The sequence below is a fragment of the Streptomyces sp. NPDC043996 genome (genome assembly GCF_056435225.1).
In genome coordinates this window covers 51,834-66,001 of sequence record NZ_JBWKEY010000006.1, presented here as the reverse complement: position 1 = coordinate 66,001, position 14,168 = coordinate 51,834, and the positions used below count along the sequence as shown (strand labels likewise).

General features: G+C 70.2%; 14 protein-coding genes. 7 read left to right on the top strand and 7 right to left on the bottom strand.

All coding sequences use genetic code 11. The features are described from left to right. Positions 1-75: 75 nt before the first annotated feature. Entirely contained in the window at positions 76-840 is a 765-nt protein-coding gene (locus AC07A4_RS17415; protein WP_478599069.1) for a hypothetical protein, read from the bottom strand. Between the two features lie 710 nt (positions 841-1,550). Here AC07A4_RS17415 and AC07A4_RS17410 point away from each other — a divergent pair. Both AC07A4_RS17410 and AC07A4_RS17405 read left to right on the top strand, forming a co-directional pair. Beyond that, positions 1,551-2,498: a hypothetical protein gene (locus AC07A4_RS17410; RefSeq protein WP_478599066.1), complete on the top strand. Its 948-nt coding sequence runs from the start codon at positions 1,551-1,553 to the stop codon at positions 2,496-2,498. An 84-nt stretch (positions 2,499-2,582) separates the two neighbouring features. Further along, positions 2,583-2,936, top strand: a complete 354-nt coding sequence (locus AC07A4_RS17405) for a hypothetical protein (RefSeq protein ID WP_478599064.1) — start codon at positions 2,583-2,585, stop codon at positions 2,934-2,936. A 65-nt stretch (positions 2,937-3,001) separates the two neighbouring features. Here AC07A4_RS17405 and AC07A4_RS17400 read toward each other — a convergent pair whose 3' ends face one another. Next, positions 3,002-4,066 carry an aldo/keto reductase gene (locus AC07A4_RS17400; protein WP_478599061.1) on the bottom strand — a complete coding sequence of 355 codons (1,065 nt, stop codon included), beginning with the start codon at positions 4,064-4,066 and terminating at the stop codon, positions 3,002-3,004. Between the two features lie 117 nt (positions 4,067-4,183). On the opposite strand from AC07A4_RS17400, the gene AC07A4_RS17395 reads away from it, so the two are divergent. Further along, entirely contained in the window at positions 4,184-5,044 is an 861-nt protein-coding gene (locus tag AC07A4_RS17395) for a helix-turn-helix transcriptional regulator (RefSeq protein WP_478599059.1), read from the top strand. A gap of 72 nt (positions 5,045-5,116) precedes the next feature. On the opposite strand, the gene AC07A4_RS17390 is transcribed toward AC07A4_RS17395, so the two are convergent. Both AC07A4_RS17390 and AC07A4_RS17385 read right to left on the bottom strand, forming a co-directional pair. Beyond that, entirely contained in the window at positions 5,117-5,407 is a 291-nt protein-coding gene (locus AC07A4_RS17390) for a hypothetical protein (RefSeq protein ID WP_478599057.1), read from the bottom strand. A gap of 52 nt (positions 5,408-5,459) precedes the next feature. Beyond that, positions 5,460-5,786 (bottom strand): hypothetical protein, encoded by a 327-nt coding sequence (locus AC07A4_RS17385; RefSeq protein WP_478599055.1) that lies wholly within the window; start codon positions 5,784-5,786, stop codon positions 5,460-5,462. Positions 5,787-6,102: 316 nt separating this feature from the next. Between AC07A4_RS17385 and AC07A4_RS17380 the strand changes: the two genes are divergently transcribed. Further along, a complete protein-coding gene (locus tag AC07A4_RS17380) occupies positions 6,103-7,128 on the top strand; it encodes an ArsR/SmtB family transcription factor (protein WP_478599053.1) in 1,026 nt (341 codons plus the stop codon). 16 nt (positions 7,129-7,144) lie between these two features. Here the strand turns inward: AC07A4_RS17380 and AC07A4_RS17375 are convergent, their stop codons facing one another. Together AC07A4_RS17375 and AC07A4_RS17370 are read right to left on the bottom strand one after the other, a co-directional pair. Then, a complete protein-coding gene (locus tag AC07A4_RS17375) occupies positions 7,145-7,717 on the bottom strand; it encodes a hemerythrin domain-containing protein (protein WP_478599051.1) in 573 nt (190 codons plus the stop codon). A gap of 1 nt (position 7,718) precedes the next feature. Beyond that, positions 7,719-8,921 carry a hypothetical protein gene (locus tag AC07A4_RS17370; RefSeq protein ID WP_478599048.1) on the bottom strand — a complete coding sequence of 401 codons (1,203 nt, stop codon included), beginning with the start codon at positions 8,919-8,921 and terminating at the stop codon, positions 7,719-7,721. A 1,086-nt stretch (positions 8,922-10,007) separates the two neighbouring features. Between AC07A4_RS17370 and AC07A4_RS17365 the strand changes: the two genes are divergently transcribed. After that, positions 10,008-12,110 (top strand): FGLLP motif-containing membrane protein, encoded by a 2,103-nt coding sequence (locus AC07A4_RS17365; RefSeq protein WP_478599046.1) that lies wholly within the window; start codon positions 10,008-10,010, stop codon positions 12,108-12,110. Between the two features lie 60 nt (positions 12,111-12,170). On the opposite strand, the gene AC07A4_RS17360 is transcribed toward AC07A4_RS17365, so the two are convergent. Next, a complete protein-coding gene (locus AC07A4_RS17360) occupies positions 12,171-12,974 on the bottom strand; it encodes a maleylpyruvate isomerase family mycothiol-dependent enzyme (protein WP_478599044.1) in 804 nt (267 codons plus the stop codon). Between AC07A4_RS17360 and AC07A4_RS17355 the strand changes: the two genes are divergently transcribed. Continuing rightward, on the top strand, positions 12,957-13,589 hold the full coding sequence (locus AC07A4_RS17355; protein WP_478599042.1) for a M12 family metallo-peptidase: 633 nt from the start codon (positions 12,957-12,959) through the stop codon (positions 13,587-13,589). The genes AC07A4_RS17360 and AC07A4_RS17355 overlap by 18 nt on opposite strands. A 233-nt stretch (positions 13,590-13,822) precedes the next feature. Continuing rightward, positions 13,823-13,963 carry a hypothetical protein gene (locus tag AC07A4_RS17350; protein ID WP_478599041.1) on the top strand — a complete coding sequence of 47 codons (141 nt, stop codon included), beginning with the start codon at positions 13,823-13,825 and terminating at the stop codon, positions 13,961-13,963. Positions 13,964-14,168: the final 205 nt, after the last annotated feature.

Below are 14,168 nucleotides of genomic sequence, written 5' to 3'. Positions count from 1 at the left end.
GGTAGGCAGGCGGTCGTGGCGCGGAAGGCGCGCTGGGGGATCGCCGCGAGACGGGGACGCCCTCGCGCCGTGGGGTCAGGTCCTGTCACGGCGGCGTACGCGTGGCGCACCGTGGTAGCCCCCCTGTCGCGGCGGGCCCTTCTTCCTGGGGTTCTTGGGGTTCTTGGGGTTCTTGGGGCCGTCCGCGTTCGCCCTGCCAGTGCGGCGCTCCCGGAACTCGTCGATGGTCACATAGGCGACGCCCAGACCGAGCAGGACGCCCACGAAGGCCAGCCACTCGCTCATGCCGTCCTTGGCGCTGTCGGCGGCGTGCCCGAGGGTCGTTCCCACGTGGACATCGTGACTCAACGAGGGATTCTCGAAGAGCACGTTCTTCGTGTCGCGGTAGTACGCCGTCACGGTCAGGGTGAGCGTCATCGCGCCCGTCTTGGACGGCTCCACCTCCCAGGCCCAGACGGCTTCGTCGTCCGGAGTGAGCACGTTCTGCCGCTCGGAGGCCAACGCCGTGCACGTGGCGCCCGCCCCGCCGCAGTGCAGTTTGACCCCCATGAGCGTGCCGACCCAGACCTCTCCCGTGCGCTGCTGAGGTCTGTCACCCGCGCCTGCCTGTCGCGCGACGCGATGGCCCTCCACGGTCGCCACGAACCGAAAAGCGCGGCCCGCTTTGGCGGATCCCACATTGGTGTAGTTGATCCGCCCTTTGAACATCTCCTTACGGCTGTTGATCATTTCCTGGCGGTAACGAGCCTGACCGCTGGGGTCGTCGTCATTCGGCCGACTCTCGCAGGACGACATCAGAGATCCAGCGAGCACCACGACGATCGCCCAGGCGATCAGCATGAACCCCTTCAGCCGGAACCCTCTGCGCCCTTCGCGGCAAGGGCCTGCCCTAGCTGCCATCTTGGTCGCCCATCACGCGTGGCCGATTCCTGATCCACGTACGGGATCAGCCGCTACGCAGCGATGGCTCCTCCCCCCGTTCCCCACATCGTGCCCCAACCGGCAAGCGACCGCGGGACACTCACTTCAAGGCGAACGGTTTCCGCCAACTCCCTTCCGGCGCGACGCCGACGCCAGCCCCCGTCTTACGCACCAGCCGCACCCCCCGTACCACTAGCAACGGCCCGCCTCTCACGACGCTTCCAAGGGACCGGAGAAGCGTGTCTGAGAATGTTCTCCCTCACGGAGACGGCGCCCGACGGGTCGGGCCGCGCCCAGGCAACACCAGATGGCCTCCCGGCGACCTCCCGGTGGCCTCCGCGTGCGCAACCCCGGACCGACATGGAAGGCCCCGCTTCCGCATCTTCCCTCGCGATAGCGATTTTTGCGTACTGATCCGCTGCAAGTGCCGTAGTTGCCGTGCGATTTATTCCAGCGGTATTTTCCTGATGTTGACCCTTGCTTCGATGCCGTGTATATCCCTTGTCATTGCCACCGGCGCAGCGGAGAGATCGGAAATTCCCGAGGCCTGCGCGCCTCGCACACATCCGGCTGGTGGCAGGAAATCACCGGGAAATCCGCTGCCGCGCAACAAAAAGGGGGAAGAACATATGCTCCGCATCACGGCCGATATCTTCTCCGGCCGCCCCGATCCGGTATCCGACGTCACCGACGAGAACGAAGTACGGGCACTTCTCCGCGAGGTGGCCAGCAACCGGAGCCTGTTCCTCGGTGACGCGCCGGCCGAAGGCGGGCTCGGCGTCCGGGGGTTCTGGATCGAACCGCTCAACGACGAGTTCGGACGCGACTTCGGCGCCGAGACCAGGCTCTACCTGCCCGTCGGCGCACAGGCGCGCGGTGGCCGCGCGGCCGAGATCGGCGAGCGGCTCGTCACTCTGATGGAACGGGGGGACCCCGTCGCCGTCGGCGAAGAGGCGCAGCCGCTGGACGCCTCGCTGCGGGAATTCCTCATTCCGCAACTGGCGATACCCGCCCGGCTCACCGTCACGGACCGAAGCGCCCCGGGAGAAGCAGACACAGAGGCCGAGCAGGGAGCGGAACAAGGGCCGGAAGAGGCGACCCCCGCAGCCGCCTGCACCATCGAGCTCGGAGCATTCAATCCGGGATTCTGGAACAACGACTCCACCGTCCGCCTGAACAACAACTGCTACAACTACGCCAGCAACTGGCGGACGAATACGTTCGCACAGCCGGGGCGCGGTTGCGGCAACATGTACAAGGCCATCACCTGTGCCGAAGTGACGCGTGCTTCGCTGTGCGACGGAATGCACCACCGGTTCGACTGCTTCCCTGACGCCGAGAAGCCGCGCTATCTGGTGGCCCTCGTCATCGCCCCCGGCCCCGGCTTCGTCGACTTCCACTGGTTCCGCAAGCAGCAGGAGGGTTTCTGGGGCCACAAGCCCGGCGGCACGGCCGCCCGCAACACGGACAACAGCGGCAACGTCATCTACAACCCCGAGACCGCCAACCGAGGCCCGTACACGGTCTTCTGCGGGTACTTCTACGGATGTAACTCGCAGCGGCAACGGATAAGGTAACGCGAACGCGGCGCCTTCCCGGGGACGGGAAGGCGCCTTCCGCGACCGGGGCCGAGGCGGCAGCGCCAGCAGGGAATGACCGGTATGGACGTCGAGATCGATCTCTACAGCGGGCGGCGCAATCCGGTGTTCGGCCTCGCGCCGGACGCCGAAGCGGAGCTGCTGCGCCGCATCGCCGCGCTGCTCCCAGCCCCCGCCGGGGCCACTCCGCCGCACGGCCTCGGCTACCGGGGGCTGCGGATCACCGGCGGCCCGACGTCCGGCGTCCTGGAGATCGTGGTGTCCGGCGGCGTGGTCGTCGTGCGTGACCGCGACGGCGCGGAGCGGGTGCTCCAGGACGCGGGACGCTCCGTGGAGCGCTCGCTCGTCGACCTCGCCGCCGCCCATCTGGATCCGGCGGAGATGTCCGTGCTGCGCCGGGAGTCGCGGGACTGCTGACCCCGACAGTTGCGGGGCTGACCCCCGACGTCCGCGACCACGCCCGAGGGCCGCTCGAGCGGATGTCAGCGGCGGGCTTCGATCCTCAGGTCGCCCTGGGTCTGCGTACGGGCGGAGTCGCTGGCGAGATAGGTGTGCGGATAGCCGAGGTCGATCGCCCCGGCCTCGTCGAGGCGAGCCAGGTGGGAGTCGGCGAGGTCGACCTCCAAGGCCCCCAGGTTGTCGAGGAGTTGCGCGGGGGTGCGGGCACCGATGATCGGCGCCGTCACATCCGGGTTCCGCAGGGTCCAGGCCAGCGCGACCTGGGCGGGGGTGCGGCCCGCCTCCGTGGCGACCTCCTTCACGACGTCGGCGACGGCGAGGGCGCGCTCGGTGACCCACCCCAGGCTGGCGTTGAAACTCTTGCGGGTGCTGCCGTCCGTTCCGCTGCTCGTCCCGGACAGATCCTCGCGGCTGTACTTGCCGGTGAGCACCCCGCCGCCCATCGGTGAGTACGGGACCACCCCGAGTCCCATCTCCCGCGCCATGGGGATCAGCTCGCGTTCCCCGGCCCGCTGGATGAGGTTGTACTCGATCTGCAGCGCGACCAGCGGCGACCAGCCCCGCAGGTCGGCGATGGCCTGCATGCGCGACGCCTGCCACGCCGGGAGGTTGGACACGGCCACGTACAGGACCTTGCCCTGCCTGACCAGGTCGTCCATGCCGCGCAGGATCTCCTCGACCGGTGTCGTGTCGTCCCACACGTGCAGGTAGAGCAGATCGATGTAGTCGGTGTTCAGCCGTCGCAGACTGGATTCCACCGACGCGAACAGGTTCTTGCGGTGCGGGCCCCCGGCGTTCGGATCGCCGGGGCGGCGGTGCGTCGTGTACTTCGTCGCGAGGACCAGGCTCTCGCGGTGGTCGCGGGCGAACTCGCCCAGCAGGCGCTCTGAGGTGCCGTCGGTATAGGTGGCGGCGGTGTCGATGAAGTTCCCTCCGCGTTCGACGTAGAGGTCGAACAGCTTGCGCGCCTCGTCCGGCTCCGCGCCCCAGCCCCACTCGGTGCCGAAGGTCGCCGCGCCCAGCGCCAGCGGTGAGACCCGCAGCCCGGAGCGGCCGAGGAGCCGGTAGGTGTCGAGGGTGAGCGGCATGGTGTCCTCCTGTGCGGGTGATCCGTTGTCGGCACCAAGCCTGTGACCGCCGCGAGCCGTGGGTAAGGGAGAGATCTTCCTGGGAATGCCAGTCCCACCCTGGCTGTTGGACCGGCCGTGACGACCCGCACCGTGGAATCGACCGTGCCGCCCCGCACCGTGGACACCTCTCAGGAGCTGGCCGCGTTCCTGCGGACCCGCCGCGAACGCCTGGACCCGGACGACTTCGGCCTGCCGAGGCGTCGGCGGGCCCGGCGGACCCCGGGCCTGCGCCGCGAAGAGGTCGCCGAACTGGCCGGGGTCAGCACCGACTACGTCGTGCGGCTCGAACAGGGGCGCGGGCTGAGGCCCTCGACGGAGGTCCTCGAGGCGCTGTCCCGGGCGCTGCGCCTGGCCCCCGACGAACGCGCCTACCTCTTCGACCTGACCCAGCAGCGCCCCCGCGGCGCCGAGAAGCCCGCCACCGCCGCGGCGCCCGCGCTCGCCCAGCTCGTCGCCGACCTCTCGCCGCTCCCGGCCCTGCTGATGAACCACCGCTACGACATCCTGGCCTGGAACAGCGAAATGGCCCGGCTGCAACTGGACTTCGCCACCCTGCCGCCGTCGCGGCGCAACGCGATGTGGCTGTGCCTGACGCATCCGCGGATGCGCGAGTTCTACGTCGACCGTGAACGCGTCGTACGCGAAGGGATCGCCCACCTGCGCGCCGCCTGGGCGGCGTATCCGGAGGACCGGGAGCTGACCGACCTCATCGCCGAACTCATCTCGCGTGACGAGGACTTCGCGCGCTTGTGGGCCAAGGGCGACATCAAGGGCAACGGCCGCGGGCACAAGGAGATACGGCACCCTGACGCCGGTGTGCTCACGGTCCGCTTCGAAGTGCTGACGCCGCTCCAGGACCCGGACCAGCGCCTTGTGATCTACCGCGCCGCGGACACCGCGAGCCAGTCGGCGCTGGACCGGCTGTACGCGCGGTGAGGCAGACGGCTTCCCTTCGTCAGCGTCGTTCCGCTGAGGCGCCGGTGCGCCTCAGCGGAACGTCACCGTGGCTCAGCGGGTGCAGCGGATCCCGGCGTTGCCGTAGAAGTAGCCGGGGCCGAGCCGGGTGGACTCGGCGTAGAGCAGCACACACTGCTCGTTGAGGAATCCGCTGAGCAGGGCCTGACGGCGGGCCGACTTCTCGGCCTCCCGCTTCGCCTCCTTGGGGCTGTTCTCGTACGCGTAGCCGGTGAACGGCACCGTCTCCTGCGGGCTGACGTCGGCGTGCGCGACAGTCGGCGTGAGCGCGGCGAGGCCCGCGAGAACGATGGCGGCGCCAGTGCGGGCGAACATCGAGGTCATATCAGTGTTCCCTTCGTGGTCCTTGTGGACATCGGTGTGCTGCGGAGGTGGTTCAGCGCTGGCAGAACAAGCTGGCGACCGCGGCGTACACGCCCCCGCCGACCGACCTGACGTCGGTGGCGCGGACATGGCACTGGTTCGCCTGCCAGCCCGCGGACTGGGCGACCGAGTAGGCCACCCGGACCGCCCCGTCCACCGCCTGGGACGGCGAAAGGCCGGTCCCGTTGCCGGTGAACGTCCGCACCTCGGGCGGGGCGGACTCCTGGTGCTGCCCCGGGGCGGCCCCGGCCGGGGCCGCCTGGGCGGAGGTGGCACCTCCGATGAGGCACGCCGCCGCGGCGAGGGCCACGGCGGTGGAGCGCAGACGTAACGCGTTCATGGTGTGGTGCTCTCCCTGGTTCGTCGTGATGACGGGCCGGGGTCCGTCCGGCGCCGCGTGGCGGCGCCGGACGGGTCTCCCCCCCTGAGCGGTGAGCCCAGTCTCGTGATCGCGCCCCGCACCGCTCAACGCCTTTCGAAGCACATCGAATTCGGACATTCCATGGCCTCGGGCGGAGGATTTGGCCAGATGGTTCACGCCACGGCGCCGGTCGGCGCGGCGCCCGTTAGCGTGATCACGCGGCTCGGTCGACGACGGCCGGACCGACCGTCGCCGGGCGCGCGCCCCGCCCCGCCGAGCGCCTGGAGACACGACGGTGCTACGCATCCACTTCACCGCCGAGGACCTGTCCCGCGTCCGCGTCGCGGACACCCCCGACCCGCTCGCCGAAACCGTCCTGAGCCTGCCGCTGCTCCAGTCCGCACGGCCCGGCCCGCCGACGACCGCGGCCCTGTCCGGCTGGCGCGAGCGGACCCGCCGCGCCCTGCGGCCTGACATGGGGCTCCTGTTCGACCTGGCGCCCGCGGGCGCCGGTGAGTACGTCCCCGAGGTCTTCACCCACGCCGCCACCGGCAGCATCGCGGACAGCCTCGACCACACGTGGGCCCTGCCGAACGGCCAGTGGGCCGCCGACTGGCGGGCCACCCGGCTGCTGCGGTCCCGCGTGCCGCGCTGGATCCACGACCTGCACCACGGGGACCGCACCTGGGCGGCGCTCGTCCGGCGGCAGCTGCGCTCGTACCACGCCCTGGCGGTGGCGCCCTACTGGTCACAGGTCCTCGCGGCCGCCCACAACGACCGTGCCCAACTGGCCCTGACCGCCGTCGACGCGGGCGTCGAGGGGCTCCTCGGCGCCGTGCACCCCGACATCTCCTGGACCCGGGGCGTCCTGACCGTGCCCTGCGACGTGGACACCGATCTCGAGCTGCGCGGCCGCGGGCTGCTGCTCGTCCCGACCTTCTTCTGTCCACGGCCGCTCGTACTGGTCGACAACGCCGAGCCCGAGCGCCCCTTCGTCCTGCGCTACCCGCTCGCCCGCACCCTCCTCGACTGCGTGTCGGTGGTGGCCTCCGGGACGGAGGCGGCCGCCGACGGACTCAGCGCCCTCCTCGGCGCCACGCGCGCCCGGACCCTCCAGGCGGCGCAGAGCCCGGCGGGCACGGCCGAACTGGCCCGGCGCACCGGCACCTCCGCCGCGACGGCCAGCCATCACGCCTCGGTCCTGCGGGCCGCGGGACTGCTCACCACCAGCCGCGAGGGCCCCGGGGTCCGCCACACCCTGACCCCGCTCGGACGCGCACTCCTCAACGCGAGCCCGCCGCCGTCCGGCGCGCAGCCATAGCGGCCCGCCTCCGCGGTCAGTCCTCCTTCTTGCCCAGCGCCTCGCGGACGGCGTCCCGCGTGCGGTCGGCCAACGCGGTGAGCGGGCCGAGGGCCAGGTCCTTGGCCGCGGACTCGGTCCCGGGGTGGGGGTGCGCGAAGGCCATGGCCTCGGCCGTACGCAGCGCGGTGGCCATGGCGGACGAACGGGCCTTGTCCGCGTGCCGACGTATGCGGGGGAACTCGTAACGCTCCTCGGCCCGCGCGTGCTTCGTCACCTCTGCGCGCAGCGTCCGCGACTCGGCCAGGAACTTCGGGTCGTCGGTGTCCATGCCGTCGAGCCGCGAGAGCAGCTCCTTCGCCGCGCGCTCCTCGGCCAGCCGCGCGTCCGCCACCGGTGCGCCGTGGGGCACGGAAGCACGGGTGAAGGGGTGGATCACCTCCTCCTCGGCCGTCTCGTGCACGGCGAGCAGGCGGATCAGGCGCCGGAAGGCGGACCGGCGCTCGTCCCCGGCCGTGCGCTCGACCTCGTCGAAGAGGTTGCGGATGGCACCGTGCTGGCGCGTCAGCAGGGTCACCGCGTCGCTGTCGCCGCCCGCGATCCCGGCCATGTCAGCTCCTCTCCCGCGAGGCGAGGTCAGGATGGTCGCCCTGCGTCTGGACGCGGTACTCGCGGCCGAACTGCTCGCGGTGCTGGGTCAGCACGCGCTCGCTGGGCGGCTCCTCGCCGCCGTGGATCCGCTCCTGGAGTTTCACGAAGCGTTCGTGTGCGTCCCTCACATAGCCGGAGCCCAGCGTCGTCAGGTCGATCTGAGTGTCGAGAAGGCCGCGGACGTACTGTTTGTTCTGCTCGAAGGTCAGCACGTTCGGCAGTTCGGGGGCCAGGACCTCCCGCGGCTCACGCCCGTCATGACGACGCATCAGCTCACCGGCGATCCGGAGGTGTTCGAGCTCCATGTTCAGATGCAGCTCCCAGACCGCCTTCACCTTGGGGTCGGGCTCCTGCTCCATGAAGGAGTGGTAGAGGTAGCACTCGTTGTACTCGTGGGTGACCAGCTGCTCCCACCATGTCTCGCCGGGGTCGAGCAGTGACTCGTAGTGGGTGACGTGTTCCTCTTCGACCAGCCCGATCTCCTGGTAGAGCTGGCGGGCGATCGGCTCCATGTACTGCGGGCCGACGTTCATGTAGAAGTTCATGGTCTGCTGCTCCGCCGCCGTGATCGTCAGGGCGTGCAGCCGTGAGATCGGGTCGACCGCCGTGCGGTCGTAGGGATCGCGTACGTTGTCGGCCGGGTGGCGGTGGTGGAACTTGGTGGGACGCCGCGGCATCACCTCGGTCAGCCCGTCCACGATCGACTCCGCCTTGCGGTGCTCGATCATCTCGTACAGGTTGGCGTATCGGTACAGGTGGTCGAAGTCCTCCAGGACGCCGAACTCGTATGCCTGCCTCAGGTACGGGTCCGGCTCGTGGCGGGCGATCCACCCGGTGAGGTCGACGGCGACCTGCTCGTAGGAGATCGTCGTCTCCAGGACGGATGCGACGCCGGGCAGCAGCCAGTTGACTGCCTTCTGCTGCTGCTGTTCGAGATAACGGACCTCTGCCAGACACCGTTTGACCTCGGGATCGGGGCAGTGCCGGGCGAACTGGTGGCTGAAGAGGACGGCCTCCACCTCGATGCCGTTCATGGCGATGATGCGGCACGTGGTGTACGGATCACCGTGGTCGGGGTCGATGGACTCGACGTCGAGCTCCCGCCAATTGCGAAGCTGACGGTCCAGAGGGATGCCACGGTGTTCGAGCGGGTTGAAGCCCATCAGAGTCTCCTCGTCTGACGGCCGGACTCGGGCGGCCGCCGGGTACCCGGTGGCCGCCGCGGCAATCGATGCGGAGGAGACCGTTCATCGACCTCTTCGATGATCTGGACACAGCGGGAGACCCCGACCCGAGGAGAGGTCGGGGTCTAGCCGCACCGGAGGTCTGCAGAGACCTCTGCCGATGGCCGGTTTCTACTCAGACCGGTCGGATTTCTCAAAAGGACTGCACTTTTCTATGCTCTCGGCGATCTCCGTGTCACCGCCCATGGAGAGGTGTCGGGACGTCGGCCTGGGGGCCTGCTCCTGGCCTTTCCGCTGGCTCCGCTCTTCCTGGGCCCGGTCCCGCTTCTCGTCCTTCGCCATGAGTCCTCCTAGGTTGGTGAATCCGCACGAGAGGTGCGCTCAGCAGCCACGCACATCAGCCGTTCTCGTCGCTGCTCGCCTCTGCGTACGCCTCTCGAATGCCCCCGGATCAGTAGTGCACCGATGCCCCATGGTCAGAACTCGGCGGAGGCCGAATGGGTGAACACTTGCTGAGGGCCGCTGTCCTGCACCCGAGGCGCTTGGGCGCCCTGTCCCTCTGTTCCGCGTCACGCCCTGGCTGTGGCAGGAGAAGGGCGGTACGGCGGCCGCGTCCCCGCTCAGAGCGGCGGGGGCGCGCAGGTCCGGGTAGGGACGAGCGGGGCGCATACGGCAGGCGCACAACGGGCTCACGCTCGAAGGGCGCACCCCGGTGCGCCCCCTCGGCCGGAAACGGCCTGGGACCGCTCGTTCGTCTCACATGACAGAGCCGAGGGGGCGCGGCCAGGGGGCCGTGCGGCATGGGGGGGGTGCGCGGTCATGCAGCGTGGGGGACGAGCACGCCACCGGCGACTATGGGGAGCGCTTGTGGCTGCGGTGCTCCTTGTCACCACAGCGGCGATGCCGGGCGTGGCCGTGGCGGGCGGCACCGCGGCTCAAGCGGTGGCTGGAGTCCGTGCCGATGACACGCCCGGGCCGACGGGCACGTCCGCCCCGCCGTCACAGACGCAGCCGGTTCCGCGGCCTTCGGGCACCGAGACCGATCCGGGCGACACGGAGCCTCCCGTGCCCCTCGACCCGTCGCTCATCGCACCCGCCGAACCGGTGGCGCAGGGCGGGACGTTCACCGCCATCGGCAGGGACTTCGACTGCGCCGACGGGGGCGGGCTGGCAGGCCCGTTGACCTTCACCATGCGGGGCCAGGGCCCGGTGCCCCTGACGGTCGACGACAGCGGGGGCTTCGCACAGCCGGTCTCGGTGCCGGAGAACGCCGCCCCGGGACAGTACGTGATGACGGCGCGCTGCGCCTCCGTGCCCGGGCCCACCGCCCAAGCCGTCGTCGACGTCGTGGCGGCGGCCAGGCCCGACCCTCGGATCTCCCTGTCGTCCGGCTCCGGACGGCCGGGGAACCATGTGAGCGTCGAGGGCACGGGCTTCTTGTGCGAGGCGGGAGCGGGAGCGGACATCCGCTGGGACGGGCAGTCCCTCACCAGCGGCACGCTCACCCAAGACGGGGCCCTCACCGCCTCGTTCCACGTCCCGTCCGCCGCCGCGGAGGGGGAGCACGAGGTGGGTGCGAGCTGCCGGGACCCAGAAGGCGTCCAAGCCTCAGCCGTGTTCAGGGTGGAGCCGCCGCCCGTCACCCCGCCGCCGGGTGACCAGCGCGAGGTGACGATCCACATGGCCGACTACCCGGCCGTCTGCGCCCGCGGTTCCATCGTCATCGGCGGTCGTCAACTGAAGACCTGGCTGGACGCCGACTCGTACCAGGGCGGCGCCAAGGAAGGGCGCTGGGAGTTGATCGACCTCCACGCCAAGGTCCCGACGGACATGACGGGCCGTCGCAACGTGGAACTGCGGTGCGCGGGCCGCGACACGGAGAAGGCCGGTGAGATCTCCCTTCCGCCGCCGGACCCGCTGACCCTCTTCCAGCTTCCTCTGGGCTCCACCAAGCATCCGGAGGGGAAGAAGGGGCCGATCACCGCGCCGCCCGCGAACAGCCTTCCGAGCAAGCCGGGCGGCAGTTCGCCCACGCCGGGACGGAACGGGGACGATCCGGAGGAGGGCGGGGGATCGGAATCCCCAAAGGACGACGACAAGGAGAAGGACGATGGAAACGGCGGGCGGGATTCCAGCCCTGACGATCCGTCCCTCGGTCTCGCCGGAGCCCTGCGCACCCCGGCCGACGTCTCATGGGCGCTGAAGGACCTGGCCGGATCGGTCGGCATGGCCGCCTGGTTCCTGATAGTGATCCTCCTCTTGGAGAAGGCCTTCCCCTCCCAGCTGGCCGACAACGCACTGGGCCGCTGGTGGCTTCGCCGTCAGGAGCGCCGACGCACCCGGCCGCCGCGGCTGCCCAGCTGGATCAGGGTGTGCGGATTCGCTCTCCTAGGCGGTTCCCTGGCCGTCTGGGCCGACAAGACGACGACATGGGGGTGGCCGACCGCGGTGAAGATCGCCGGTGCGGCCGCGGGGATGCTGATCATCCTGGTCGCCTACGAGAAGACCAAGGACTCCTTGCTGCACCCGCGCCGCAACGCGATCCGCTCCGAGCTGCGGGTGGTCCCCGCGGGGCTGCTGCTCGCGGGCCTCATGACGGCGATGTCCCGGTACTTGGAGTTCCCGGTCCCGTACGTCTACGGACTGGTCGCCGTCTACATGGCGCTCCACTCCCCCCGCCGCGGCTCGGGCGACCCCGACGACGCCATGCCCAAGGGCCAGGCGGTCCTGATCGGCGGGATCTGCGTACTGGCCGCCGCGGTCCTGTTGTGGGTGCTGGGTGCGCCTTTGCTCGAATCCGTCCAGGAGGGGCACGCTGGGCCAGGAAGCCTCAGGTACGTGGCCGCCTACGCCGTGGGGCTGACGGTCGTCGCCGGTATCGAGGTCGTGGTGTTCAGTCTGCTGCCGCTGTCCGGCATGGACGGGCACAGCCTGAAGCACTGGAACAAGACGGCTTGGTACGCCCTCTACCTGACCGGCCTGACCTTCTTCTTCCATGTGCTGCTGCACAGCCTCCACCCAAGGGTGGGCAGTGACCTCATGGTCGACAGTGACCTGCGCTGGTGGACGCTGGGCATAGCCACCGCCTTGTTCCTGACGTTCGGGGCCTTCTCGCTGGTGCTGCGCTGGTACGTGGCGCGGTACGAGCGGCGGCCCCGGGCGGCTTGACGTCGACGGCGACGGAACCCACCCGTCGCCAGCACATCGCCCCAAGGCGTGAGGCCCTGCCTAAAAGGGCGGGACCAGTTTGAAGTAGCGCTCCAGCAGGGAGGCGTCGCCGCGGACCTCCAGGGTGTCGGTGGGGATCCGATGCCACAGGAACAGCATCAGGTCGGAGACGGTGGCGGTGAGTTCCACCTGGCAGCAGCCGGTGCCCTCGTTGAGCAGTACCTCCTCGGGGTCCGTCTGCACGATCCAGATGCCGGAGCCGTCCGACTGACGGAACCGCATCCGTTCGCCCTCCCCCGGCGGCGCCTTCCGCAGGGCGCGGCGGGCCGGTGCCATGACCCGGAAGGTGTGGGTGACGGCGTCCGCGGCCAGCAGCCGGTCGACGGGCTGGGCGGCGCCGACGGCGTTCTCGGCGTCCCAGCGGTGCACGGCCGCCTCGATGGCCTGCATGCGCTGCCAGAAGCCGACGCGCTGTTCGCTGGACCACGTCCACACCGGTTCGGCCGGGTCCCGCGTGGCGAACAGCTCGGCCAGGGTGGCGGCGCCGTCCGTGAACCAGTCGGCGAGGTCCGCGGGCAGCCGGTCACGGTGCGGGGCCTGCTCGAGGTCCGGCCAGTCGTCGGATGCGGCGGGCAGGTTGAGGTAGGAACGGTCGGTGGTGTCCGGTTGTTCGCGCAGCCCTTCGGCGATCACATGGATCACCGCGCGGTGCACCGAGCCGAGATGGAACATCAGGTCGGCCACCGACCAGCCGGGGCACGACGGCACCAGCGGCAGCCCCTCGCCGTCGGCGGCACGCGCGGCTTGTCGGACCGCGGCTTCGAACGCTGTGGTCTCACGGCGGAAGTGTGCGACGTAGTCCATGACACCTCATGCTGTGGCCCGCCTCACGAGGTGCGCAACCACCGGGCGTGGCACATAGGCGGCATCGCGTTGACGCCGTCACGGCTGGGAGCTCCGCACGCGACACGATCGGCTGTCCGCGTATCCGCTGGGATACATTCCATTACACAACGGGCACAAGACCTTCAACTCATGATCGCGATCATCCCGAGCGACTTCGGCGGCATGGCCTACCTCAACGACCGGGGACGCCCGCTGCCGCCCGAGGCCCCGGGGATGGAGGGCGCCAGCATGGTGCTCGGCCAGCAGCTGACCGACGGGGAACCCGACACCTTCGCCCACGAGTTGGGGCACCTGCTCGGCCTCGACCACGACCGCTCCGTCGACCCGGACCGGGGCGACGGCTACGACCACGCCCGCGGCTGCGTGGCGCCCAGCAAGAAGTGGCGCACCATCATGGCCTACGAAGACGCGTGCGAAGACGCAGGCACGTCATGCCCCGTCGTTCCGTACTTCTCCAACCCGAACCTGGACATCGACGGCGAACCGCTGGGCGAATCCATCGGCCAAGACGACCAGGCCCACGCTGTGAGCATGATCAACGAGTCCGCCTCCGTCGTCGCCGCCTACCGATAGCGCGACATGACCGGGAGGGGTGCGCCAGCCCCGCCTCCGGCATGCCCTCGGCGACTTCCGTCGCCGAGGGCATGCCTTACCCGCAGGCCACGGGCTGCTTGCCCTCCGTGCCGCCTCTCTGTACTCGCGGGTAACGCGATGGCGGGAACGACGGGGTCCGGAACAGCGCCCACCGGGCCGAACCAGTCGTCGGCGACGCGTCCGCGCGTGCCCGCGCCGAGCGAGTGAGGCCCATGTGTGTCGCCGTCGCCCTCAACCCCGGAGCGGCCTCAGCGGTCTTCGAAGGCGCCGGCCGCACCGCCCACGTCGACCAGCCCCACGCCGTCAACGAGCGGCTGCTCACCTTCGCCGCCTCGGTCCGCACCACCGGCTGACAACCGGCCCTGGCTGAGGACGTGGTGCCTGCCTTTCCGGACGTGCGCGGCCGATCTGAGCGTGCGCACGCATGAGGTGCCGCCCCTGGGGTAACGGGAGTGACCGGACCCTCCGAGAACAAGCCCGGCGGCGCGCCGGTTCGCGAGCGCACGCAGTGTCCTGCCACCAGGACACCCCGTCACGACCCGCCCTCGCGAGCGGACC

What these genes read in the sequence shown, in the direction of transcription:
- AC07A4_RS17415 (WP_478599069.1), bottom strand. Translation starts at nt 840, where the DNA reads ATGCTGATCGCCTGGGCGATCGTCGTGGTGCTCGCTGGATCTCTGATG.
- AC07A4_RS17375 (WP_478599051.1), bottom strand. Translation starts at nt 7,717, where the DNA reads ATGGCCGGGATCGCGGGCGGCGACAGCGACGCGGTGACCCTGCTGACG.
- AC07A4_RS17370 (WP_478599048.1), bottom strand. Translation starts at nt 8,921, where the DNA reads ATGGGCTTCAACCCGCTCGAACACCGTGGCATCCCTCTGGACCGTCAG.
- AC07A4_RS17390 (WP_478599057.1), bottom strand. Translation starts at nt 5,407, where the DNA reads ATGACCTCGATGTTCGCCCGCACTGGCGCCGCCATCGTTCTCGCGGGC.
- AC07A4_RS17405 (WP_478599064.1), top strand. Translation starts at nt 2,583, where the DNA reads ATGGACGTCGAGATCGATCTCTACAGCGGGCGGCGCAATCCGGTGTTC.
- AC07A4_RS17385 (WP_478599055.1), bottom strand. Translation starts at nt 5,786, where the DNA reads ATGAACGCGTTACGTCTGCGCTCCACCGCCGTGGCCCTCGCCGCGGCG.
- AC07A4_RS17360 (WP_478599044.1), bottom strand. Translation starts at nt 12,974, where the DNA reads ATGGACTACGTCGCACACTTCCGCCGTGAGACCACAGCGTTCGAAGCC.
- AC07A4_RS17400 (WP_478599061.1), bottom strand. Translation starts at nt 4,066, where the DNA reads ATGCCGCTCACCCTCGACACCTACCGGCTCCTCGGCCGCTCCGGGCTG.
- AC07A4_RS17350 (WP_478599041.1), top strand. Translation starts at nt 13,823, where the DNA reads ATGTGTGTCGCCGTCGCCCTCAACCCCGGAGCGGCCTCAGCGGTCTTC.
- AC07A4_RS17410 (WP_478599066.1), top strand. Translation starts at nt 1,551, where the DNA reads ATGCTCCGCATCACGGCCGATATCTTCTCCGGCCGCCCCGATCCGGTA.